The following is a 22,278-nucleotide window of genomic DNA, read 5'->3' on the forward strand; positions in this document are numbered from 1 at the left end:
CCTTCTTACGAAGTACGTTTCGCCAAGATGAACGGTTAGGAGGCTTTCATGTTCATGGACATCTCGCGCTTTATCCGGGAACACAAATCGCAATGGACAGAGCTCGAACAATTGCTGATTCAGCTTAGCAAGAGAAAACGCGGACTGCATGCCAGTCACATCAACAGATTTACGGAATTATACAAAACCGTTTCCGCCCATTTGGCGACGATGCAAACTCACTCACCCGCTGATGAAACAACGGTTTATTTGAATCATCTTGTCTCTCAAGCGCACAATGCGATGTATAGAGAAAGCCATTCAAGCAGCACTCAGATGAAGGAGTTCTTCCTCCATTACTTTCCTTCACTGATCCGGGCAAGAAGCTTGTTCGTCGCCCTCGCCTTCCTTCTTTTTGTGCTTGGAGGTCTGCTAGGCTTCCTATCGGTTTGGAAAGATCCGCTCAATCTATCGCTGATTATGCCGGGGGCAATGGCAGACAGCATTGATCCATCCAAAACAGCAGATCCCCGCGGGGACTTGCATTCCCCTCTTGTTTCTACCGCCATCATGACGAATAACATCCGAGTCGCCGTACTTGCCTTCATAAGCGGTGTGACGCTTGGCATCGGAACCGTCTATCTCATGATCAGCAACGGCCTTCTCGTCGGTGCGCTAGCCGCTGTTTTCATGCAATCCGGTAAAGGTTATGTATTCTGGGCATATATTTTGCCCCATGGCATCATTGAACTTACCGCTATTTTTATCGCAGGCGGAGCCGGTTTGTACATGGGCTATCGCTTTTTCGTGCCAGGACCCTATCCGCGCAAGCTGCGCTTCTTGGAGTCAGCCAAGGAATCCGCCCAGCTCCTGATCGGCACAATTCCACTGTTCATCATCGCAGGGATCATTGAAGGCTACATTACACCTTCCACATTGTCTCTTGAAATGAAATACATCATAGCGGGCATTACGCTGCTGCTCCTTGCTCTGTATTACATATATGGCATTCGCAAGAAAGCCAACGGGCAGCAGCCATTAGCATTATAGCCGATCGCGTGCTTTCAATTGCAAATACGCATTAACCGCGCTCAGCGTCAGTTGGTCGGCGGGGACATCCATCACGGGGATGCCTCTGCCGGCCATTTCGTTTACATAGGCGTAGCGATCTGTCGCGAATTTGTGGGCCACGCTCTGCCGGTAAGCCTCCCGGCTGTCCTCAGCGCGTATGCGCACCCACTGATGAATAAGCGGGTCCTGCAAAGAAAGAAGCAGCACATGATGACTTCTGCGGAGCCGCTGCACATAAGGCAGCATTTCTTGATTGTACAGATAGCTTTCCATATCGGAAAACAAGACGATGAGCGAGCGTTTTTTCAGAAAACGCAGCACATGAGAGAAAGCGATCTGCGGGCTGGACTCCACGAAGTCCGTGCTCAGATCATACACAGCCTTCGTCAGTACCTGCAAATGGGGAAGCCCTTTTGCCGCCGGCACATACACTTTGACTTGGCTCGAGTAGGCGATAAGCGCTACTTGATCGCCCTGCTTAAGTGCTACGGCCGCCAACGTTAACGCAGCTTCCAGCGTCCTGTCCAGCTTCACTTGTCCACCCTGCTCAATCCCCATTTGCCTTCCGCAGTCCAGTATGATCGTGACAATCTTCCCTTTTTCCGGTTGAAAAAGGTTCGTCATCAGCTTCGTCGTACGCGCCGACGCTTTCCAGTTAATATGCCGAATGTCATCACCCTGCACATAGTCCCTAATGTAGTGAAATTCGGAACCGCTCCTTTGTTTTTTAAACAAACGGTGGCCTTCCAGAATCAAGGTGTCCTGAGTGGCACCAAGCACTCCGCGCACCTGAGACAAGTCCGGATAAATTTCGATCACATCGTTGGTACTTATTCGCACCTGCTTCTGCCAAAGCCGCATGCCTCCGGAATATCTCAGGTAAACGTGCTCAAATGCGTACCTACCTCTTTCAAGAGCCGTCGCTGCGTAGCCAAAAGCTGTTGTTGTCCCCCGAAAAGCTCCGCTTAATTGACTGCTCTCCAGACGGAACGTGTAAGGCAAATGATCCATAAGTTCAACGTAAACTGTAGAAGGCTCCAAATTTTCAAGAACCAGACTTACGTCAAACGTGCTTCTCAAATCCGCTTGCTCAGGAAGTGTACGGCGCAACCTCCAACTGTCTCGTTTGGGAAGCATAAGGAGATCCACCGTGCTCAATACAAGCAGCAGCGCATTGAAGCTCCAGAAGACAGGCAAGACCGCGTCCAAAGGAGCTGCGATTAACATGAGGGCGGAGCCGATTAGCGCTATTCCCATACATCTTCGCGTAGGAAGGATAAAATCCTGAAAGATGGCTTTATCTAGGAACCGGAATAGAGCCGAGCGTTTCTTGGATGATGTGGTCACTTGTTCCGCCCTCCAGTTCCGCCTGCGGCGTCAGCAGCAGTCTGTGCCGCAGCGCAGGCCGCGCCACAAGCTTGATATCGTCTGGCGTGACATAGGTCCGGCCGTCGAGCAAAGCCCATGCTTTGCTCGCCATCAGCACCGCGATGCCTGCCCTTGGGCTAGCGCCCAGCTGGACCCTTTTGGACTCGCGGGTTTTGCGAATGATTGTTGCTATGTAAGTGTATAGGGAATCCTCCACCACCACATCCGAAAGCTTTCGCTTCAGTTCAGTTACCCGTTCAGGAGTCAGCACAGCCTGAAGCGGCTCCTCTTGATGCTGGTGAAACGGCACATGCCCCCGAAGAATGGCGATCTCGGCTTCTTCGCCGGGGTAGTCCAGTACCAGTTTAAACATGAACCGGTCGAGCTGTGCTTCCGGCAGCGGATAAGTGCCTTCGTACTCGACGGGATTTTGGGTCGCTACGACAAAAAACGGGTTTGGCAGCTTATACGTATTCCCCTGAATCGTTACCTGCCGCTCTTCCATCGCTTCGAGCAAGGCCGCTTGGGTCTTTGGCCCGGAACGGTTTATTTCATCGGCAAGCAGCACATTGGTAAAAATCGGACCCTGAATCGTCTTAAACGAGTGATCCTGCATCTGATAAATAACACTGCCTGTAATATCTCCAGGCATCAAATCAGGCGTAAACTGGATACGGCGGTACTCGCCGCCTGATAATTCCGCAAGAGTTCGCGCCATTTTCGTTTTACCCAGACCCGGTACCCCTTCCAGCAGAACATGTCCGCCTGCTAACAGGGCTGTGATGAGCAGCCTGGTGTTCAGCTTCTGACCGAACACACGCTGCTCCATCGCTTGTATGAGTTCATTCATTATGCTCACTCCTTCTCCAAGTAGGCGATCATTTCGCCCATCTCCCGCGTTCGCTGCACGAACGCTTGGGCACTCACGCCGCCGCGATCGGACGGCGGCTCCGCCAGCAGGCGCGCAAGCTGCGCCGCCTGCGCCTCAGGCATACGGCCGCGCGCAGTCTCCGCGGCCTGCAAAGGGCTGGCGCTGGGGCTGAGCCCCCAGCGCTGATGCAGCAGCTGCCGCAGGAACAGCTGCTGCTGGACCAGCGCCTCGTGCCGATAGCCGAGGCGCTCGTACCAAGCGGCGACGGCGTGCACGCCTTCGTCGCCACGGCGAACCGTCCACGCCCGCGGCGTGTGGACGGGGCCGAAGCGCTTGCCGCGCAGCCAGAGCCACAGCAGCAGCGCAAGGCCAAGCTGCACGCTGACGAGCACGAGCCACGCGGGGTAGACGGCCAGCAGCCCGGGCTTCGTCCCGAAACCGTGATGGGTCTCATCGATCCACACGGCGTCCCAGGACTTCGCGAACAGCGGCCAGATTAATTCAAAATGGGACGCTTCATCAATCGTCCCATTCTGCACCCAATTCGGGGTCAGCACCACGGTGAGGCTGCCAGCCCCTTCCTGCACACGGCTGGCGAGCACGCCGCGATCATCCTCTAGCAGCACCTGTCCGCTGCCGCCGGGCTTGATCCGGTAGGTGGTATCCACCTGTCCGGTCAGCGTCCCCTCCGCCGACGTATAGCCTGGCGAGACCTGAATGGTCGAGGCGCTGGCGCTAGGATTCTTCGCCCCGCCATCCACCTGAATGAGCCCCCAAGAAGCCCAACCTTCAGGATGGTTATCGAACAGAATCGCATCATTGCCTGCTTGAACCCATTTGAGCAGATGCTCTCGATCCGCCTTCGTCACAACTGTTGGCTGTATGGCAACCAGCAGCATTGAACTTCCATTAGGCAAATGTTTCCAATCCAGCCGCCATTCCTTAACGGCAGTCTGCTTCGTGACAAGCAGCTCTTTCCATGCTTTCGTGCCGTCTACATCCGCAGAGAACGACAAGTTAGGGGGCTGATCCGGAAGCTTCGGTTTCACTAGCCAGTAGCCTAGTCCGAGAAACAACACAATGCTGAGAGCTAGTCCCGCATACAGTTTATTCAGCCCATTTGTCATTCGCGGATTCCCCCTTCCTGCCAATAACCCGGGCAACCTGTTCATACAACCAAGTAAACTGCTGCTCGGTCACAGCTTCCTTCCCGTACCAGATGCGTTCAAACAGCAGCGAGCTATCTTGAAACAAAGGAACAAGCGAAGAAGCTGTACCTGTCAGCTCCTCTGCATATTCCCAGTTTGTTTTCCATTTTTCCACGCGAATCAGACGCGCATCTTCCATATAAAACAGGAGCGACAGAAAGACGGAGCGCACTCCCTCTCTCCAATCGCCTGCTCCCCTTAGATCGGCTGCTTGCTGCCAATAATAGCGGTAAGATCGGCTTACTTGGCCTTGCGTCAAATAAGCTTCCGAACGAACCCGTTTTTGCCATATGATTTGTTTCACGAACCAATAGATCGCAAAAGCCGCAATGCCCAACAGCAGAATGGCCAACCCTACAGTCAGCCAGTCCGTAACTGAATCTGACACCTCAAAATGGGGCAACCAGCTCTTGATTTTACGAAATACAGGCTCCAGCCACGACCAGAGTGAGCCGTTTTTTTGGGCTTCATAAGCGGTGTATTCGTCCTGCTTCAATATGTCCAACAATTGTTCTTTATCGTCTTGCAAAGAAGTTATGAAAGCATTAATCATTCTTTTTATCCAAATCAATAGGGAAATGCTCGCTCGTTGCTTCAGGAATCGTGTTATCGATCATGGCTTGGAGCCCTAATCCTTCATTCCGCACGCTCAAATCGAAGAAGCTAACCGCATAGGGCAGGAACCAGAGCGACATAACCAGAATAGAAATCAAGCTTTGCAGCAGCTGTGCGCCTAGTCCTACACCAAATACGGCGGCAACGACCAGCTGAACAACGATCAGAAATAGATACAGAATAAGCGTGAGTACGATGTACATTCCAAATAAACGCCAAAAACTTTTGCGCGTTAACCCCCAGCTGCGGCCAATGCCTAAGGATTCCTCCCCCAGAGCAACAAAAGGCAAATAGTAACCCCAACGGATAACAAAATAAGCAAACGTGAATAGTGCTCCCAAACCAAGAACTGCAAAAAATACAATTGTAAAAGCTACACCCCCGCCGCCAAATCCGCCTACAGCACCCGATAAACTTCCTCCTACAGCAAAAATGATCGCAAAAATAGCCAGTATAATAGCCATCCCCAAGTAAATTCCTAACACAATAAGCCCAACTAAGAACGTACTACCGGCCAACGGCCAGAATCGCGCGAACGACTTCTTTAATAATTGCCCGACGCCGGGCGTTTCTTCCCCATACAAACTGGCTTTCACAAGATGAACGACTGAGGCGATCGAAGCTGGCATAAGACCCAAAATCATGATCGGGGAAAGTACCAGTACCAAAATGAGCGTTTTCCATATGTATCCTTCACTATGCAAGGTAGGGTCCTTTTGAAGAAAAGAAGAGTTCGGCCCAAACATATCCTGAATCGAACCGCCATTTCGAATTTGCTCCAAAATCGACCCTGATGTCATCGCGGTTTCTTGATAGGTCAATAAGTGCTGCAGGAGATAAAAAGGACCGTATAAAATCAGCATGATGAGTGTTAATACTACGAAGTGTTTTCGATACAATTGGAAGCTGCGGTCTAAGATTCTTCCAATTCCCATCGGTCTAAATGATACGTTTTGCATGGATAACCCCCTAAATGTTGGTAATTCTTTAACTCCTTGACTATTATACACTAATCCAATAGAATTCTGACCACTAAATTGCATGAAACCAAAATGTTCCCAACCCAATCTTTGCAGGTCTTTGCCGGGGGTTGCGGGAGGCTTTGTTATCCGTCAACTTTCGTACATGAATAACAGGCCTGCCTGAAACGCTCACCCCGTACCTGCTCCTAGCACGTGTGTATGACCCGCCCTAAATAAGGGAACTCCATTCCCTTATTTAGCCGAAAAATAGAATTTCTAGGATTAAACTGGAACTACAGGGTCTTATTTCACCGCATCGTCCCAATTTCTGTCCATCATAGTGAAATAGCGGACCCTAGTTCCCGTTCCCTCGCTCAATGTGCTGTTTTCGGCAAAATAGCGCCCCGTAGTTCCCCTACCTCCCCCCGTTGCCTTGAAACCATTCTCCGCACACAAAAAGAAGGGGTAAGATTCATTCGCATCACCCCAACAACATACAAAAAAAAAGCCAGATCCATGATTGCTCATCGATCTAGCTCTACCCGATTCCGTCCAGCTGTTTTCGCACGATACAGCGCATGATCCGCTCTGGAAATCATATCTTCAAGCACCATAGTGCCGAACTCCAGTTTAGGCGAGAATTCAGCAGCGCCGATGCTGACTGTTAACTGTACCGTAACCTTGTCGTCCTTGTATGGTTCCATCTCGACACGTGCTCGGATCTCCTCTGCCAAGCGTGCGCTTTCCTCTGCATTTTTCCGTAGGCACAATAAAATAAACTCTTCCCCGCCGTAACGAGCCACGACGGTATGGTTTCCCGCCAGCTGTTTCAGCAGAGTGGCCACTTGTTGCAGAACGCGGTCTCCCACCAAATGGCCGTAAGTATCATTCACTTTCTTAAAATGGTCGATATCCATCATCATGACAGAACACGTATAGCCCGCAGCTATACACGCCTTCAGTTGCTCATTCCCTTCGGACATCATATAGCGGCGATTGGGAATGTCGGTCAATTGATCGACCAAAGCGGAAACTTCTAATAAAGAAATCGTCGTCTTCAGCTTTTCAGACATCAGATTAAACGTATTGACCAGCAGTCTCAGCTCTACCGGAGCGCTTCTGATTTCATCGGCATCTATCTGGTAATGGTAGTTTCCTTTGCGGATATGTTGCGTGGCTCGAAGCAAATAGCGTATCGGTCGCTCGATCCTTGAAGCAATCGTAATAGCCGCAAGGATACTGACAATTAATGCAATGAAAGAAATGACAATAATCGTGATGCTCAATTGATTTAATTTCTGAAAAACTTCCTTTTGCGTAATTTCGCCTACGACAATCCAGTTCTTCCCTGTCGACCATTGGTATTGGCCGAATACTTTTTCGCCATGAAAGCCGGTATACACCGCGCTCGACGTGCTGCCGGTTTTCGCTCTTTGGATAATTTCAGATGTCATAGGGGGATTTGGGGACGTGCTGCTTACATTCGTATTACCTGAAGCCGTCACAATTTGCCCTTTCGCATCCAAGACGTAAACCTCTCCTGTTTCACCGAAGCTGAGCTGCTTCATGAGCATATTCAGCCTGTCCAGCGTTATTACGCCCATCACAACACCTTTGAATTCATTTTGATCGCCAAGCACAGGGGCTGAAAACGTAATAATCGGCTTGCCTGTCTCTCTGGAAATGTCGACACCCGAGATAAAGCTTCTCTTTTCGAGCGCATATTTAAAAAACGGCCGGTCTCCTACATAAATAAAGGAGTCATCGCCCGCGTTGATGACCCCGTCCTTCTCGACGAAATTAAGGGTATCAAATTCCGAATTGACGCCTGCATAGTTCTGGAACTCTCGTTTTAAATCGCCGATCCGGTGAAATTTGGCATTATCCGAAAGAGCGAACCGCTTGATCGCGTCCAGCTTTTCCTGATTCCATCTTTCAATATATAAGCTTTGCAGCACTATCATTTGTTTAAGCTGACTTTCCGCTTCATTTATCCGGTTCTTCTTCTCTATCCAATAAAAAGGGACAATAATCGAAAAGGCCAATGCCGCAATGGCGACGCCAATCCACAACTGAAACCTCATTTTCATCGATTGACTGGAGAAATAAGCAAATTTGCGTCCCATTCCGGTGTCAGCTCCTTTCTTATCTCATACGTTTATTATACCTTGAAATTAGGACAAAAAAAGACAATTTTTATTATTTTTCGACATCATTCCGCAGGAATATTTACACATCTCCAGACCGTATTTGAAAAGAATTCGCCTTTCGCTTATGCTAAATTGTAATAAGAAATGAGGTCATTATTCCTATGAAAATTCTTGTGCTCACGGAAAAACCGAGCGTCGCGAAAGAAATCGCCCGCGTCCTCGGCTGCAATCAGAAGCAAAAACACCATTACGAAGGCGCCAAATACGTCGTCACCTGGGCGCTAGGCCACCTAGTTACTCTTGCCGAGCCCGATGATTACGATGCCAAGTACAAAACCTGGAATCTGGAGGATCTCCCTATCCTCCCTGAGCGCATGAAGCTCAAAGTCATGAAGGAAACGTCGCATCAGTTCCGCGGGATCGAGCAGCTGAGCCGCCGCGGCGATATCGCCGAGCTGGTTATTGCGACGGACGCCGGACGGGAGGGCGAGCTCGTCGCCCGTTGGATTATGGAGCTGATCCGCTGGAAGAAGCCGTTCAAACGGCTTTGGATCTCGTCGCAGACGGATCAGGCGATTCGCGAAGGCTTCGCGCAGCTGAAGCCCGGCACGGACTACAACCGGCTGTATCAAGCAGCCGTCTGCCGTTCTGAGGCCGATTGGCTGATCGGCCTGAATGTGACGCGCGCGCTGACCAGCAAATTCGGCGCGTCCTTGTCCGCCGGGCGTGTGCAGACGCCGACGCTGGCCATGATGATCAACCGCGAGACGGAAATCCGGGATTTCCGGTCCGTCGACTATTGGTTGATCGAAGCCGATTTGGGCTCTTTCCGCGCCGCGTGGCGAGACCCCAAAACAGGCGACGCGCGCATTTTTGACCGCGAGCGCGCAGATAGCCTGAAAGCGAAGCTGCAGGGCCAGAACGGCCGCATCGTTCAGATTCAACAAACAGAGAAGCAAATTCCCCATCCGCTTGCTTATGATTTGACTGAGCTTCAGCGCGACGCCAACCGCAAATTTGGCTTTTCGGCGAAACAGACGTCGAACGTGCTGCAAAGATTGTATGAACAGTATAAAATCGTTACCTATCCTCGAACGGATTCGCGTTATTTGACTTCGGATATGGCACCGACCTTGGCAGGCAGGATCAAGGGCGCAGCGATTGGTCCCTATGCACCGCTCGCCGCTCCGTTACTGCGTAAGCCGTTAACGATCACTAAGCGTATAGTCGACGATACCAAAGTATCCGACCATCATGCGATTATACCGACCGGAGAAGCGGTTTCGCTTGCCGCCCTAAGTGCGGATGAACGCCGGCTCTACGATCTGATCGTACGTAGATTCTTATCCCTGTTCTATGGCCCCTGCCGCTACGACGAAACGAAGCTGACCGTTGACATTGCCGGTGAGAAGCTGTACGCCTCTGGCAAAGTGGTGAAACAAGCCGGCTGGAAAGAAGTTTACGGCGCTAATGATTTCACCGATCCTGATCGGGAAGAATCAGACACGGATGACGATGCGTCTCAGCTGCTGCCTCAGGCCAAAGAGAAAGATCCCGTTACCGTCAAGCAGGCTCGTCAATTGAGCCGCCAGACCAAACCGCCTGGCAGATACACGGAAGCCTCTTTGCTATCGCAGATGGAAAAATGGGGTCTGGGCACGCCGGCAACACGTGCAGATATTATTGAAAAGCTGGTGTCTTCCGACACCATCGAACGTCAAGGCTCCCAGCTCATTCCGACAGGCAAAGGCAAGCAGCTCATTGAGCTCGCCTCGGAGGAGCTGCGTTCTCCGGAACTGACGGCACGCTGGGAGCTGGAGCTCGAACGCATTGCCAAGGGCAAAGGAAGCATGGAGCAATTTCTAAGTGGCATTCGCGCAAAAGCCGTGGAGTTAGTTAACGAGGTTAAGAAAAGCGGCGCTGCATATAAACCGCATAACTTGACGGGCAGCAAATGTCCGGATTGCGGAGAATTTCTTCAGGAAGTAAAGGGAAAAAGAGGCCGCTATCTCGTATGCTCCAGCCGCGAATGCTCCTACAAGCGGGAAGCGGACGGACAGTTGACGAATCACCGTTGTCCGCAGTGTCATAAAAAGATGGAGATCCACACAGGCAAATCCGGCAAGTATTTTCAATGCCGTCCCTGCAACGTGGTTGAAAAGGTGGACAATGAAGCTTCCGGCGGCGGCCGCCGTGCTTCAGCCAAAGCGAATCGCCAATTAATCGAGAAATATTCCGATCAAACAGGGCTCGGGAACTCGCTCGCCGACAAGCTCCGTGCAGCGATGCAGCAGAACAAGGAAGAGTAGCCTCTTCCGCAACAAATAAGGGCCCTTGTGGTTCCTTCCCAGCACGCCATGCATCACCCTCCGTATTGAAAAAAACCAAGCAGGGACTGTTCGTCCTTGCTTGGTTTTTTATTCTTCTCTGGCCCTTTCCGTTACTTTGCCTTTTACCGCCATTTCCAGCTGCTCCAAGCTTGTAATCCCCAGACTTATCAGCGCTTCTCCCGCTTCCATGTGGACATTTGCCAAAATGTTCATACTTGTATTAGGGACGAGCGATTTGCGGAATTCATGAAATAAGACGGCGTTATACGTTTTGAGGACCGTCATAAATTCTACGTTTGGAGGAACAAAGCCGCGCATTTCGGAAGATTTCCAGAAAAAATCCCTTACATGTATAATATCAGCACCTGTCCGATTCAATTTACGAATCATAGCAAAAAATTCATCGACCAATGCCTGTCTCCCCAGACTCACACTACCATCTCCCAATCTAACATCAACCCTATCTATACTAGCGTATAAAAGGATAATTATAGTTCTTTAGATCTATAATTATAGTATATTAGACCTACATTTACGAGAGGATTTTTTCTCTGCGAAAACCTTTCCGCCGCAATGAGAAAAACATGTCCAAAGCAAAACAGACAACACCCAAATTTATGGCCAAATCCGCCACATTCATGATACCGTCCCCCGAACGGAAAACGATAAAATCCGTCACCTTCCCGAAAAGCAAGCGCTCAATGCCATTACCTATTGCCCCGCCTGCGAACAATGCCGCTCCAGACTGCAAGAGATAGCCTTGTAAACGTCCACTTTTCCGGAAGTAGAGAATGACAGCGACAATGACAACTGCGAAAATCCCGAGATAACGGGCCCATCCCTGCAGTGAACTGCCGGCTGCCCCCGTATTTTGATAATACGTAAACGAAATAATGTCCTTATAAAATGGCATCGATTCCCCCACTTTCAACATGGAGCGAATCCAAACCTTCGATATTTGATCAACAGCCGTAACCACAAACAAGATAATATAAAATAACATGACACTCCCCCTCATTAAGAAATAACCTCTATACCATTTTACATGATGAATGGTTGGTACTGCGAATAATGCGCATCCCGGCGGCCTGCATCCCTCAGTTGGAAACTCAAATAGCCGCCTCAGGCATGCTTAGGCAGCTACACGGAACTTTATGCGTTTAGTACGTTCTCCCATCCTCATCTTCGTCATACTAACGTCTGGAGGGTTTTCAAAAGTTCCCCAGGAGTATTAACAAAATAATCGGGCTGCCCCCTAAGAAGCAGACGCGGGGCGTCATATCCCCATGTGACGGCCACAATCGGCACGCCTAATTTTTTACAAGCTTCAATATCTCTTAACTCATCGCCGACATAAATCATCCGCGAAGCCGTTGTGCCCCACTGCTTCATGACTTTGCGAATGGAATGATGCTTACCAAAAAGGAGCTTAGCTGAAATAATCTCCTTAAAGACGCCTTCCATCTTGTTATTTTTCAAGAACAACCGAATATTCGCCTCCGAATTGGAAGAGAGAATGGAACTCTTCACCCCCTGGGAGGAAAGCTTCGCTATGACCTCTTTCATACCCGGCACGACATGAAGCGTGCGAATATTATCTTGATACAGCTGCCTTCCGGCGATAATGAGTTTAGGAATCTGCAGGGCCGGCACACCCAGCCGATCAACCCGCTCCGCAATCGAGAGCGATCTGAGAAGCGCAAGGTCCTGTTCGCGTATCTTGCGAAATTGATGCACTCCCGCCATTTCATTATACAACTTAACAAGCAAAGCTCTGGAGTCGACAAGTGTCCCATCGAAGTCAAATAGGATATGTTTTACCATTCCGTTGTATATAGAAATAGGACCGGCCCCTCAGTCGGCACTTCTTTGATTTGATTTTGAGCAAATTCTTCGAGCGGATCTTTGACGATATGCGGATTGCTGACGACTCGCAGATCTTCCCAAGCACAAGCTACGCCTCGCCCATAGGCGTCTGCATTGCCGGCAAACATTTTACAGCCTTGACAGAAATGTTTTTGCTGTTGGTCATCCAACTTTACAATTTTATTCCGAAGACAGCAGTAAATTTCATTGTCTGCATTACATACATTAACGTGAGTGATTAGAGCCATTTGCATGTCATCTCCTTGCGGCACATTTTGTGTGTAATAGTAAGTTTATATCACTACTATTAAGTGTATGACAGTTTTTTGTAAACGGAATAAGATTTCTCATGACAAGCTGCCTAAATTTGCTACAATAAGTAAAATGCTGCAAACCGACTGGAGGAAAACCTATGCAAGATTGGATGCATTACGCTATCCCGATTGTTTTCATTGGCTTTTTTATGTACCGTAGAACCAAACGAACCATAGGCTTTCAAAAGCTTTCCAAAGGCCGGCTGCGGTTCCGTCTCACGCTCTTCAGTGTCCTCGGTATCGCCATTTTCCTGCTGGGCTTCATTCATCTGATCCATTTCATCGGCTATTTGATCGGCCTTGCTGCCGGCGCGGGACTTGGGCTCACTGCGATTCGCCATACTCGATTTGAGCATCGATCTGACGGCTGGTACTACCGCACTCACCTGTGGATTGAAATTGCTGTCCTCGTGCTGTTTCTTGGCCGTATTGCCTACCGGGTAGCTTTCATCGCACTCTCCGCTGACCCAACCAGCATGAATCCGGCTGATCCCGCACAATTTACCAAAGACCCGGTAACAGCGGGCGTCTTCTTCATCATCGTATCCTACTACATCCTGTTTTTCAGCTATCTGCTTCGGGAAGAAACTAAACTGGATCCGACTACGACGGTTTCAAATGCCTCCGGCAGTGAAGGCTCCAGCCCTCAGACTGTCAAATAATAAGTCAGGGCAGCTCTCAAGGTCTGAAATCACTTAGACTTCTTGAGGGCTGTCTCTATTTTTATGCGATACCGCGTTGTTTGGAGCCTCGTGTTTTTCCGACAGCAACAGAAATTTTATCTTGAGAGACATCTATACCGACAAATTTTGTGGTATCCTTCATAGATACACTGCTCCTTATTTGCTTTGTAGTTTTGAATTGCTTGTTTTTATAAAGCGCTTACACAAAAAATATTTGGCACAAAAAAAATAAGTGACGGAGGCGAATGAACGGCGATGAGTAACGATCAAGAGCATGAATCGAAAGCAAGCCGAAATGAGCAGCCCAACATCGTAGTCATCCTATCGGACGACCACGGGGCGTGGGCTATGGGATGTGCAGGCAATCACGAGATCCGCACACCCAATCTGGACCGCCTTGCAGACCAAGGGATGAGGTTTTCGAGCTTTTTTTGCACCTCGCCGGTCTGCTCGCCGGCGCGTGCCTCGCTGATGACTGGGCGCATTCCATCTCAGCATGGCGTTCACGATTGGATCCGCGATGGCAATGTGGGTGATTCCGCTATCCAATATTTGCAGGGGCAGACGGCGTACACCGATGTGTTGGCTGGCGCCGGTTACGTTTGCGGGCTAAGCGGCAAATGGCATTTGGGAGACAGCGTCACACCGCAAAAAGGATTCACGCATTGGTATGCGCACCAAAGCGGCGGCAGCAATTATTACAATGCACCAATGATTCGCGATGGCGAACTGGTGAATGAGCCTGGCTATTTGACCGACGTCATCACGGACGATGCGCTCTCATTCTTAGACCGGCAGGACGGCAGCAAGCCGTTCTATTTAAGTGTTCACTACACAGCGCCTCACAGCCCATGGATTGATAATCATCCTCAGGAGATTGTGGATTCTTACGATAGCTGCAAGTTTGAAACCTGTCCGCAGGAGCCCAAGCATCCATGGTCGATTAAAACGGCGCCATGGTCGGACGATCAGCGGGAGAATTTAAAAGGTTATTTTGCCGCTGTAACCGCGATGGATACGAATATCGGCCGGATCGTCGATAAGCTGGACAGCATGGACATCCGCAAGGATACCCTGCTTATTTATATGGGTGACAACGGCTTCAACTGCGGCCATCACGGCATATGGGGAAAAGGAAACGGTACGTTCCCGCAGAACATGTACGATACTTCAGTCAAAGTGCCAGCCATCTTCAGCCAGCCGGGCATCATTCCCCAAGGACAAGTTTGCGATAATCTCGTTAGCGGGTACGATTTCTTGCCTACGCTGCTTGCTTATGTGGGTTGTGATCAACCGAATACCACTAGGCTTCCTGGCTCCAGCTTCCACTCCCTCCTCCTGGGCGAGTCAGCTCCTATGCGTGAGCAGGTTGTCATTTATGACGAGTACGGTCCCGTGCGGATGATCCGGACGACCGACTGGAAATATGTGCACCGATACCCTTACGGCCCGCATGAGCTGTACAATTTGAACGAGGATCCCGATGAAAAGCATAATCTGATCGACCTTCCCGGGACGCAAGAGCAGTGCATCGCGCTGAGAGGAGAACTGGAAGCCTGGTTTGCCCGTTACGTCGATCCGATGATCGACGGCGCCCGTGAAGGCGTAACCGGGTTTGGGCAAATAGGATTGGCCGGAGTTCGAGGACAAGGGAAGAAGGCATATTTTGAGTAAGGCACAGGGCAATCTATCCTTGTCGTTAAAATAAGCTAGAATACGACAACGGCATTCGAGCGACATTTTACCCAGAGTACGTTAACCTATGAAAAAAGATTCATAGGAGGACAACCATGATGCGAGATTTGGAATTCATTATAATGGGTGTGTTCGTTGTAGGTATCATGTTGTGCATGTTTGTAGATGTGATCATAAAGAACAAATCGATGATGCTCTCCTATCAGAGTCAACATGGGAATGAAAGTAGTGAAAGATCCGCGAAGGTCATTGAAGTATTCGAGGGGCTTGAGGATTTTGGAGCCTCAGAGGAGCTATTGACTGCTCAGAAAAGAGAAGTTGTTTACCCGATGTATATCGATTGCAGCCGCAGCGCCTATCAAGTGCAGCCTCCTGCGTGCTAACGGCGAATATAGAGCTCAACCTGGGGCTGAGGCTGTAGGAAAGCTAAAAAGGGAATGGACATGGGGTTTAACCCCCTGCCCATTCCCTTTTTTCCACGTCATCGATTCCGATTCCGATACAGCAAAAAAATAAAAAACGGAGCGCCAATCCCTGCGGTAAACACTCCTGCCGGAATATCCAGCGGAGGAAAAGCCGCTCTCGCCACTGTATCGGAGATCAAGACCAACAGGCTGCCAATCAGCGCCGACACCGGGATTAGTCCCCCATAAGCGGGAGCAACCAGCTTTCTGGCAATATGCGGAGAAATTAAACCAACGAAGCCAATCGCACCAGCGACGGCTACCGCAGAACCGGCCAACGCTACACTGATAAACAGCAGGATGAAGCGATGAAGCTGAACGGTAGCTCCCAGCCCTGTAGCCAGATCATCCCCCAGCTCCTGCAGGTTAATATGTCTGGCAAAATAGAGAGCCATTGGAATAAACACAATGACCCACGGCAGCAAAGTGTACACGTTGTCCCAAGAAGCACCGTAGACGCTCCCAGTCAGCCACGTATAAGCTTTGTTCGCGGAATTCATAGGGCTGAGCACGATCATTAACATCGTTAATGAACTGGTCGCCGCCGATATCCCGATCCCGATCAAGACAAGTCTCGTTGGCGTAACACCTTTATGCCATGCCAATAAATAAATGATAAGGGACACTAAAGCAGCACCCGCAAAAGCAGCCAGCGGCATCCAATGAATACTGACAGTGCCTGCAAAATAAGTAATGAACGTAACAGCCGCTAGGGTCCCTCCTCCGGTAATGCCAATAATATCAGGTGAGGCTAGTGGATTACGGATCATCCCTTGAAGAATTGACCCTGCGACACCCAGCGAAGCTCCCACGAGAACTGACACAATAATCCGAGGAAGCCTTAGCGTTCCGATAACCAGTTCTTGCTGAGGGGTACCTTTTCCAAAGATTGTTGTCAACACAGCCTGCGGTGAAGTGAAATTGCTGCCAAGCCCAGTACTTATGAAAAACATCAAAATGGTAAGCAGTATCAGACCAGAAATAACGAGAAGTGTCCTCCCGTGAAAAAGAAAGGAGAATGTTCCAGCCTTGCTTCGGTAAACGATTAATCGGCTCATGACTTTCCTCCTTTCGAGCGCAGCCCTTTTCTAGCTGTATAGATGAAGAAAGGTACACCGATCAAAGCGGTCATAACACCAATCGGCAGCTCTCCGGGCATGATGACGAACCGGGCAACAAGATCGGCCAATAGAAGCAAAACAGCCCCCAAAACAGCGCAATAAGGAATTACCCAACGATAATCGATGCCGACAATAGATCGCGTGATATGCGGGATGACGAGTCCAACGAACCCGATCGATCCGGCCACAGCTACAGAGCTTCCCGCTAAAAGAATCACAGTAATGGCAACGGAAACTTTCACCAACCCAAGCTTCTGCCCCAAGCCTCTAGCTACATCGTCGCCAGAAGATAGAATGTTCACAGGGTGCGCCAACACCAGAGCTGCGCCCCCGGCAACGAGCATGTACGGCAGCACTGGAATCAGCGTATCCACGTTTTTGCCCGCTACCGATCCTGCCAACCAGAAAATCACATTCTGCAAGGTGGCCTCGCGAACGACCAGCATCCCTTGCGTAAACGAGCTGAACAGTGCGGTCATGGCGGAGCCGGCCAGTACAATTTTAACAGGCGTCAATCCCTCTCTCCCCAAAGAACCGAGGAAATATACGGCGAACGCAGCAATGCCGGCCCCTGCAAAAGCCACCCAAATCAATTGGTTGATTGACGTAAGAGGAAGAAACGTAATCGCGATGACGACACAAGAAATGGCACCCGCATTAATGCCAAAAATACTTGGGGATGCTAAAGGATTTCTTGTTAGCGCCTGCATAAGCGCTCCCGCAACAGCCAAGTTCGCTCCAACCAGCATTGCGAACAGGGCTCGCGGAAGCCGGGTCGTTCGGATGATCACTTGTTCGTTCGAACTCACATCATAATGAGTCAGCGACTGAATAACCGACGCAAAACTCGTATGCGACGAACCAAGCATAACGCTTAGTGAAAACGATGCTAGCATAATAAGAATACCAAACACCAAACCTAACGCTTTATAGGGTGTCTGGCCCAGAAATGGTCTCACAGGGATCCTCCTTTTCGTCCTAGACTGCCAAATTGAGGTAAAGGCCATTGACATGGAGAGTCAACAGCCTCAGCGTATAAACTATTTAGTTAAACCGAAGAATCCATACAGATCATTAACCATTTCGACTGCAGCAAGCGGACCGGAACCGTTGTTCCATGTCGCCGCATTGACCTCGAATACTTTGCCGGCTTTCACGGCTCTCAAATTTTTCCACAGTGGAGAGTCGCTCCATGACTTTCTTAACTCCAAGCGGCCGTCTGTTCTAGATGCCGTTTGGTCGAAAATGATGTCTGCATCCATTTGCGTAATATTTTCTTTGGATTGAAGCTGAATGCCCCATTCTTTACCCCTTTGGTTTACCGGACGGGTGATGCCGAGCTCCTCCATAACAGACGCCGAGAAGCCTGTGTACACAATACGGGCATGATCCACACGGAAGTCGACGATACCAACTTCCAGTTTCGATTTATCCCCCAATTTCGCTTTGAAATCCGATACTTTCTTGTTCCAGTCCTCCAAAAATTTGCTCTCAGCCTCTTTCGTATTCGTCGCTTCTGCTGTCACCTTCAAAGAATCCTTCCAGAAATAGATATCTTCCGTCATGACTGTAGGCGCGATAGCCGATAATTGAGCATAAATTTTCTCATCGCGGAATTTGGAACCAATAATCAGATCCGGTTGAAGAGCAACCAGTTTCTCCAAGTTCGGCTGGTTCTCCGACCCCAGGTTCGTAACGCCATTCATTTTGTCCTTCATATAGTTGTACCAAGGCTGCTCGATCCAAGCCTCAACCGCTCCAACCGGCTTCACGCCTAAAGCCAGAGCTGCATCCGTCGCCCCTTGGAACAAAGTAACGACTTTCTTCGGCGTCCCTTTGATTTCCGTCGTGCCCATGGCGTGCTTTATAACTCTCACGCTATTCGCGTCCGAAGTCGCCTGTGCCGGCGCTTGCGTTTGCGCTGCTGCCGGGGCCGCTTCCTGCTTAGGCTGACATCCGGTGAAGATGGCTGCCACCATCAGCATTGCAGCGAGTACTATTGTTACTTTTTTTTGCCGTACCATTTCTGTTAATCCCCCTACATATATATTCGATCAATGATATTGATTCTCATTATTATTATACGGAAGCGCTCCGTAATGAAAATGGACATTTGCGACAGCTTTTTTGTACGATTCTGACAATCATACTCTCAAGACAATCTAACTGCGTACCGCAAGCGTTCGATCAAGCGTTAATCCCAAATGCTCTCTCAACGTTGAACCCGTGTATTCCGTCCGATAAATGCCCCTGTTCTGAAGTTCAGGAACAACCTTGTTCACAAAGTCATCCAAACCACATGGCAGCAAAGCAGGCATTAAATTAAACCCGTCAGCCGCCCCGTCTCCTATCACCTCGGTACCTAAATTTATCTAAGACGGCAGCACAAAGCCGTACTCCTTTCTTTTCTGCTCTTCTTTCTGCTGCTTTTCCAAAGCCTTTAAACCGATTTCCGCCGCTTCACTCGAATTGATAACGAAAACACCGTCATCATCCCCCACGATCAAATCGCCGGGCTGAATGCTTACCCCAAATACGCTAACCGGCGTGTTGACCTCGCCTTCAAGCTTCAGTGTCCGCGTCGTGAGTGCACTAATCCCCTTGGAGTAGACGGGAAAGCCGAGCCCTGTGATCGTACGAACGTCCGCAGCGCAGCCTGATACGATCACACCGGCAACCTTTTTAGCTATTGCTGCATAGGTTCTGAATTCTCCCCAGCAAGCGCGCTGCTCATCACCGGACATGTCAATGACGAGCACATCCCCGGGCTGCACCAACTCCATCGCCTTAGTGATGGCGCTGGAGTCAATATGGGGAGTACGTACCGTAACGGCGTTCCCCAGCAGCCTGATCGGCCGGAATAGCGGCTTGGCACCGTGCAGAAATCCGAAATCCGTCAAGTGACCGATGGTAGACGGACTGATCTCTTGATATAGCTCCAGCAGCTCAGGTGTTACGCCTTGTACTCTTGGTTGAATACGAAACATAAGCGATCTCTCCTATCCTTAAAGTTATTATTTATCCAAGGCCCGTTAGCTGCGCTTCTTTACTCAAGCCCTGCGCCTCAGCCAAGATGTGAAATGGATTCGCCACTTCACCTTGCCCATAAGGCATGCTGCCCGGTACGCGCATCGTCTGCTTCTTAAGAAGCGGACGCACAACCTGTTTCCATGGCCAAACAGCCTTAACGAACAGAGCCTCATGCAAGACGCTTGCAACCTCATCCGGCAATTCCGCCTTCTGCATAGCCTCTTTCAAGCAAGTCTGCAGCTCTTTCCACAAGGATGCCTCGCTCAATCCGTAATACTGGGAAACGCTTCGTAGAATCGCATAACTGTTCACTTGAATGCCGAGCATTTGGAAAAAGGTCAACAGTTTCTGCGGCTGTTCGTGATACAGAGAGTTCGGATAGCCCGCGCGCAGCGTGTAAGCAGGGTCCTCCAGACCATTTGCGTTCAGCCAAGGCACATGCACACGCAGCGCATCGTGATCGCGGAGCAGCAGTCCTTCGATTTTGCTTTGCTTCCAGACCAGCACACAGTTTTGACCGTGTACTTCCGGCATCATGCCGAGTCGGAATAAGCGGAAACAGATCTCGAAGTAGGACACCAGAACTTCATGAAATAGTTGCACTACTGCGGCTGATTCCCTTCCATCCGATCCAATCAGCTTTAGCCACTCATCGAAAATATGACCGTTTTCCGATGAATCATAAACCGATAGCGCTGACATCGGCAGCAGACGAATGTCGGCGTCCTGCACGAGCTCGGCCGGATACTCCCGAACCATCGTTGACAGATGACGGGGATAGTCGGCGAACAAATCGCGATCTTCCGGTAAATACGCCCACCATTTCGTTTCATCGCATAAAAACAGCTTTTGCTTTAGCACGGCATCCCGCTCCACTGCATGCCTCATCAACCGCTCTGCCTGTTGACCATTCATCAGCTTGATTGCCGACAAATAGCGGAGCCCGCCTAACGAATAAATACCTAGTGGCAGTTTGACATGATAGGGACTCTCCGTTTCAGGCATTAACGACCGCACGGATGACGTCGCGTAGAAAGTTCCCGTTTCTGTCTCCAAGGGAATGCAAATCCCTTCTTCAAGCTCTTTCTTGATCTGCTCGGGCAAAATCGAAGTCATCTGCCACGGATGCACAGGAATGGCCGTATAGGCCCCTTCACCCAGACCGCGTCTGTTCAGTTCATCGCTGATCTGGCTCCGCTCTTCATCTGAGAGCAGCAAGTCGACAGGAAACAATTCTTTCCCTTCCTCAAGCCCGGTTACGACATAATCTTGCTTCACCGCCATCCAATTCAGTTTGATCGGACGGCCGAACTCCGCCGTATAGCTGTTGCATTCGTCATAGGCCCAGCCTTGCTTCACCTTCGACACCGGGTGGAACGGCCTGTCGCGGTAGCCTGCTTTTCGTTCCGCTGCCAAGAGAGATTCACGCTGCGGCAGCCCCAGAATGTGCGCAGTCGGCTGCTCATTTTCAAGCGAGAATGCGGTCTGCAGCAGTGTTTGCTCGATCATATGCATGAACTTTACCGCACCGTACGGATCGACCGCCACCGGGTCGTTCGCGTACAGCGTCACGACATGTCCCATCAGTTCCAGCGGGCCTAGCTTGGACAGCTGTGCGGCCTTGCCCGTATGAAGGTTTACTTTATACACGCCGTAGGAAGCCTCAAACCAATAAGGCTGCGCAATGGACACACGCACGGGGAATACAATGACTGCATCCTCCAGCTGCCATCGATACACATTCGTAGCCTGCGCCGCCCCAGCGCCAAACTGCTCCTGAACCGCCTTCATCTGCGCATCTTGCGTAACAAGTGCATCCCATTCCGCTTTGGATAGCAGCTCTACAGACGCATGACTGTCGAGAAATTGCTCCGCCAACAGCGCATTCACCAGATCTTCCATTACACGTTGCTCGGCCTTATAGCCGGTAAGTTTGTTCTGCATTACGCACGGCCTCCTTGTGAGAAACGATAGTGAGATAAAGGGTTCGAAACATGCTTCGGATCGACTTCCATGTCCTTCCACAGCCTTCTCCGCGCCAACTGTTCGATCCGAATTGTATCGGAAAAGAGATCATATTTTTCAAAGTTAGCCCCATGCTCAGGATGCTCTTGCTGATACTGCTTAATCACGTCAGCGACCATTTGCCAAAATTCCGACTCTGCAAACCCATACCGTTCATGTAAAAATATCCCGATATCACCTAAGCACACAAAGAAAAAGGCGCTGTGCAGAAAATCTTTTACCGCATCCAAATCGTCGGTTTGCATATAGGAATGGCGGTTGATCGCCCGATGCGCCGCAGGCTCCAAGTTCAGATCCGGGCAAGCCTCGGGCTGCGGAAGCTGCGCTTTAGAGAATCGCAAGCCATCGTGGAAATCCTTCAGCGCCAGTCGAGCGGGCAGGCCGTCCTTATGAAGGAGGACGATATTTTGAGCATGCGACTCCATCGCCAGTCCATGCGCATACAGCATGTGGATAAGCGGGGTGATGGCTACATCAAGCAGCTGGCGCGTCCATGCTTGGATGCCGTATTTTTGCACCCAGGGTT

The 22,278-nt window shown here is 50.2% G+C and carries 21 protein-coding genes and 1 pseudogene; 5 read left to right on the forward strand and 17 right to left on the reverse strand.

Annotated elements, in window-relative coordinates; all coding sequences use genetic code 11:
• Nucleotides 1-54: 54 nt before the first annotated feature.
• Nucleotides 55-1,029: a stage II sporulation protein M gene (locus J2Z65_RS29955; RefSeq protein ID WP_167067086.1), complete on the forward strand. Its 975-nt coding sequence runs from the start codon at nucleotides 55-57 to the stop codon at nucleotides 1,027-1,029.
• Here J2Z65_RS29955 and J2Z65_RS35985 read toward each other — a convergent pair.
• The 6 genes from J2Z65_RS35985 to J2Z65_RS29985 all read right to left on the reverse strand — a co-directional run bounded on the left by J2Z65_RS35985 (nucleotide 1,024) and on the right by J2Z65_RS29985 (nucleotide 8,200).
• A complete protein-coding gene (locus J2Z65_RS35985) occupies nucleotides 1,024-2,397 on the reverse strand; it encodes a DUF58 domain-containing protein (protein ID WP_167067089.1) in 1,374 nt (457 codons plus the stop codon). The genes J2Z65_RS29955 and J2Z65_RS35985 overlap by 6 nt on opposite strands.
• Entirely contained in the window at nucleotides 2,348-3,268 is a 921-nt protein-coding gene (locus J2Z65_RS29965; RefSeq protein ID WP_167067092.1) for an AAA family ATPase, read from the reverse strand. Before J2Z65_RS29965 ends, J2Z65_RS35985 begins: the two co-directional genes overlap by 50 nt.
• A gap of 5 nt (nucleotides 3,269-3,273) precedes the next feature.
• On the reverse strand, nucleotides 3,274-4,416 hold the full coding sequence (locus J2Z65_RS29970; RefSeq protein ID WP_167067095.1) for a DUF4350 domain-containing protein: 1,143 nt from the start codon (nucleotides 4,414-4,416) through the stop codon (nucleotides 3,274-3,276).
• Nucleotides 4,397-5,050 (reverse strand): DUF4129 domain-containing protein, encoded by a 654-nt coding sequence (locus J2Z65_RS29975; RefSeq protein WP_167067098.1) that lies wholly within the window; start codon nucleotides 5,048-5,050, stop codon nucleotides 4,397-4,399. Before J2Z65_RS29975 ends, J2Z65_RS29970 begins: the two co-directional genes overlap by 20 nt.
• Nucleotides 5,043-6,071, reverse strand: a complete 1,029-nt coding sequence (locus J2Z65_RS29980; RefSeq protein WP_167067101.1) for a hypothetical protein — start codon at nucleotides 6,069-6,071, stop codon at nucleotides 5,043-5,045. Before J2Z65_RS29980 ends, J2Z65_RS29975 begins: the two co-directional genes overlap by 8 nt.
• Before the next feature lie 527 nt (nucleotides 6,072-6,598).
• Entirely contained in the window at nucleotides 6,599-8,200 is a 1,602-nt protein-coding gene (locus J2Z65_RS29985) for a sensor domain-containing diguanylate cyclase (protein WP_167067104.1), read from the reverse strand.
• A gap of 185 nt (nucleotides 8,201-8,385) precedes the next feature.
• On the opposite strand from J2Z65_RS29985, the gene J2Z65_RS29990 reads away from it, so the two are divergent.
• On the forward strand, nucleotides 8,386-10,533 hold the full coding sequence (locus J2Z65_RS29990; RefSeq protein ID WP_167067107.1) for a DNA topoisomerase III: 2,148 nt from the start codon (nucleotides 8,386-8,388) through the stop codon (nucleotides 10,531-10,533).
• A 108-nt stretch (nucleotides 10,534-10,641) separates the two neighbouring features.
• Here J2Z65_RS29990 and J2Z65_RS29995 read toward each other — a convergent pair whose 3' ends face one another.
• From J2Z65_RS29995 to J2Z65_RS30010, 4 genes are all read right to left on the reverse strand, one after another.
• On the reverse strand, nucleotides 10,642-10,986 hold the full coding sequence (locus J2Z65_RS29995; RefSeq protein WP_167067110.1) for a hypothetical protein: 345 nt from the start codon (nucleotides 10,984-10,986) through the stop codon (nucleotides 10,642-10,644).
• Between the two features lie 100 nt (nucleotides 10,987-11,086).
• A complete protein-coding gene (lspA, locus tag J2Z65_RS30000) occupies nucleotides 11,087-11,557 on the reverse strand; it encodes a signal peptidase II (protein WP_167067113.1) in 471 nt (156 codons plus the stop codon).
• A gap of 185 nt (nucleotides 11,558-11,742) precedes the next feature.
• A complete protein-coding gene (locus J2Z65_RS30005) occupies nucleotides 11,743-12,378 on the reverse strand; it encodes an HAD hydrolase-like protein (protein ID WP_167067116.1) in 636 nt (211 codons plus the stop codon).
• A complete protein-coding gene (locus J2Z65_RS30010) occupies nucleotides 12,372-12,668 on the reverse strand; it encodes a hypothetical protein (protein WP_167067119.1) in 297 nt (98 codons plus the stop codon). Before J2Z65_RS30010 ends, J2Z65_RS30005 begins: the two co-directional genes overlap by 7 nt.
• Before the next feature lie 164 nt (nucleotides 12,669-12,832).
• On the opposite strand from J2Z65_RS30010, the gene J2Z65_RS30015 reads away from it, so the two are divergent.
• From J2Z65_RS30015 to J2Z65_RS30025, 3 genes are all read left to right on the forward strand, one after another.
• Nucleotides 12,833-13,396 carry a CcdC protein domain-containing protein gene (locus J2Z65_RS30015; protein ID WP_167067122.1) on the forward strand — a complete coding sequence of 188 codons (564 nt, stop codon included), beginning with the start codon at nucleotides 12,833-12,835 and terminating at the stop codon, nucleotides 13,394-13,396.
• Nucleotides 13,397-13,672: 276 nt separating this feature from the next.
• Nucleotides 13,673-15,091 carry a sulfatase family protein gene (locus J2Z65_RS30020; protein WP_167067124.1) on the forward strand — a complete coding sequence of 473 codons (1,419 nt, stop codon included), beginning with the start codon at nucleotides 13,673-13,675 and terminating at the stop codon, nucleotides 15,089-15,091.
• 116 nt (nucleotides 15,092-15,207) lie between these two features.
• Entirely contained in the window at nucleotides 15,208-15,495 is a 288-nt protein-coding gene (locus J2Z65_RS30025; RefSeq protein WP_167067127.1) for a hypothetical protein, read from the forward strand.
• A gap of 98 nt (nucleotides 15,496-15,593) precedes the next feature.
• On the opposite strand, the gene J2Z65_RS30030 is transcribed toward J2Z65_RS30025, so the two are convergent.
• The 7 genes and pseudogenes from J2Z65_RS30030 to J2Z65_RS35480 all read right to left on the reverse strand — a co-directional run bounded on the left by J2Z65_RS30030 (nucleotide 15,594) and on the right by J2Z65_RS35480 (nucleotide 22,270).
• The gene (locus J2Z65_RS30030) at nucleotides 15,594-16,634 is read right to left on the reverse strand and encodes a FecCD family ABC transporter permease (RefSeq protein WP_167067130.1); all 1,041 of its coding nucleotides are present in this window, start codon (nucleotides 16,632-16,634) and stop codon (nucleotides 15,594-15,596) included.
• Nucleotides 16,631-17,656 (reverse strand): FecCD family ABC transporter permease, encoded by a 1,026-nt coding sequence (locus J2Z65_RS30035; RefSeq protein ID WP_338111803.1) that lies wholly within the window; start codon nucleotides 17,654-17,656, stop codon nucleotides 16,631-16,633. The genes J2Z65_RS30030 and J2Z65_RS30035 overlap by 4 nt, the downstream gene beginning before the upstream one ends.
• Nucleotides 17,657-17,737: 81 nt before the next feature.
• Nucleotides 17,738-18,721 (reverse strand): ABC transporter substrate-binding protein, encoded by a 984-nt coding sequence (locus J2Z65_RS30040; protein ID WP_167067133.1) that lies wholly within the window; start codon nucleotides 18,719-18,721, stop codon nucleotides 17,738-17,740.
• Between the two features lie 138 nt (nucleotides 18,722-18,859).
• A pseudogene (locus tag J2Z65_RS30045) lies at nucleotides 18,860-19,039 on the reverse strand (nitrilotriacetate monooxygenase); the annotation flags it as partial.
• 30 nt (nucleotides 19,040-19,069) lie between these two features.
• The gene (locus tag J2Z65_RS30050) at nucleotides 19,070-19,684 is read right to left on the reverse strand and encodes an RraA family protein (RefSeq protein ID WP_167067135.1); all 615 of its coding nucleotides are present in this window, start codon (nucleotides 19,682-19,684) and stop codon (nucleotides 19,070-19,072) included.
• Between the two features lie 31 nt (nucleotides 19,685-19,715).
• Nucleotides 19,716-21,671 (reverse strand): IucA/IucC family protein, encoded by a 1,956-nt coding sequence (locus J2Z65_RS30055; RefSeq protein WP_167067139.1) that lies wholly within the window; start codon nucleotides 21,669-21,671, stop codon nucleotides 19,716-19,718.
• Nucleotides 21,671-22,270, reverse strand: a complete 600-nt coding sequence (locus J2Z65_RS35480; protein ID WP_338111804.1) for an IucA/IucC family C-terminal-domain containing protein — start codon at nucleotides 22,268-22,270, stop codon at nucleotides 21,671-21,673. Before J2Z65_RS35480 ends, J2Z65_RS30055 begins: the two co-directional genes overlap by 1 nt.
• Nucleotides 22,271-22,278: the final 8 nt, after the last annotated feature.

Source organism: Paenibacillus aceris, from assembly GCF_017874035.1.
Classification (GTDB): Bacteria; Bacillota; Bacilli; order Paenibacillales; family NBRC-103111; genus Paenibacillus_E; species Paenibacillus_E aceris.

What these genes read in the sequence shown, in the direction of transcription:
- J2Z65_RS29975 (WP_167067098.1), bottom strand. Translation starts at nt 5,050, where the DNA reads ATGATTAATGCTTTCATAACTTCTTTGCAAGACGATAAAGAACAATTG.
- lspA (WP_167067113.1), bottom strand. Translation starts at nt 11,557, where the DNA reads ATGTTATTTTATATTATCTTGTTTGTGGTTACGGCTGTTGATCAAATA.
- J2Z65_RS30010 (WP_167067119.1), bottom strand. Translation starts at nt 12,668, where the DNA reads ATGGCTCTAATCACTCACGTTAATGTATGTAATGCAGACAATGAAATT.
- J2Z65_RS29980 (WP_167067101.1), bottom strand. Translation starts at nt 6,071, where the DNA reads ATGCAAAACGTATCATTTAGACCGATGGGAATTGGAAGAATCTTAGAC.
- J2Z65_RS30015 (WP_167067122.1), top strand. Translation starts at nt 12,833, where the DNA reads ATGCAAGATTGGATGCATTACGCTATCCCGATTGTTTTCATTGGCTTT.
- J2Z65_RS29955 (WP_167067086.1), top strand. Translation starts at nt 55, where the DNA reads ATGGACATCTCGCGCTTTATCCGGGAACACAAATCGCAATGGACAGAG.
- J2Z65_RS30025 (WP_167067127.1), top strand. Translation starts at nt 15,208, where the DNA reads ATGATGCGAGATTTGGAATTCATTATAATGGGTGTGTTCGTTGTAGGT.
- J2Z65_RS30055 (WP_167067139.1), bottom strand. Translation starts at nt 21,671, where the DNA reads ATGCAGAACAAACTTACCGGCTATAAGGCCGAGCAACGTGTAATGGAA.
- J2Z65_RS29970 (WP_167067095.1), bottom strand. Translation starts at nt 4,416, where the DNA reads ATGACAAATGGGCTGAATAAACTGTATGCGGGACTAGCTCTCAGCATT.
- J2Z65_RS29965 (WP_167067092.1), bottom strand. Translation starts at nt 3,268, where the DNA reads ATGAATGAACTCATACAAGCGATGGAGCAGCGTGTGTTCGGTCAGAAG.
- J2Z65_RS29990 (WP_167067107.1), top strand. Translation starts at nt 8,386, where the DNA reads ATGAAAATTCTTGTGCTCACGGAAAAACCGAGCGTCGCGAAAGAAATC.
- J2Z65_RS30020 (WP_167067124.1), top strand. Translation starts at nt 13,673, where the DNA reads ATGAGTAACGATCAAGAGCATGAATCGAAAGCAAGCCGAAATGAGCAG.
- J2Z65_RS30040 (WP_167067133.1), bottom strand. Translation starts at nt 18,721, where the DNA reads ATGGTACGGCAAAAAAAAGTAACAATAGTACTCGCTGCAATGCTGATG.
- J2Z65_RS29985 (WP_167067104.1), bottom strand. Translation starts at nt 8,200, where the DNA reads ATGGGACGCAAATTTGCTTATTTCTCCAGTCAATCGATGAAAATGAGG.
- J2Z65_RS30050 (WP_167067135.1), bottom strand. Translation starts at nt 19,684, where the DNA reads ATGTTTCGTATTCAACCAAGAGTACAAGGCGTAACACCTGAGCTGCTG.
- J2Z65_RS30005 (WP_167067116.1), bottom strand. Translation starts at nt 12,378, where the DNA reads ATGGTAAAACATATCCTATTTGACTTCGATGGGACACTTGTCGACTCC.
- J2Z65_RS30030 (WP_167067130.1), bottom strand. Translation starts at nt 16,634, where the DNA reads ATGAGCCGATTAATCGTTTACCGAAGCAAGGCTGGAACATTCTCCTTT.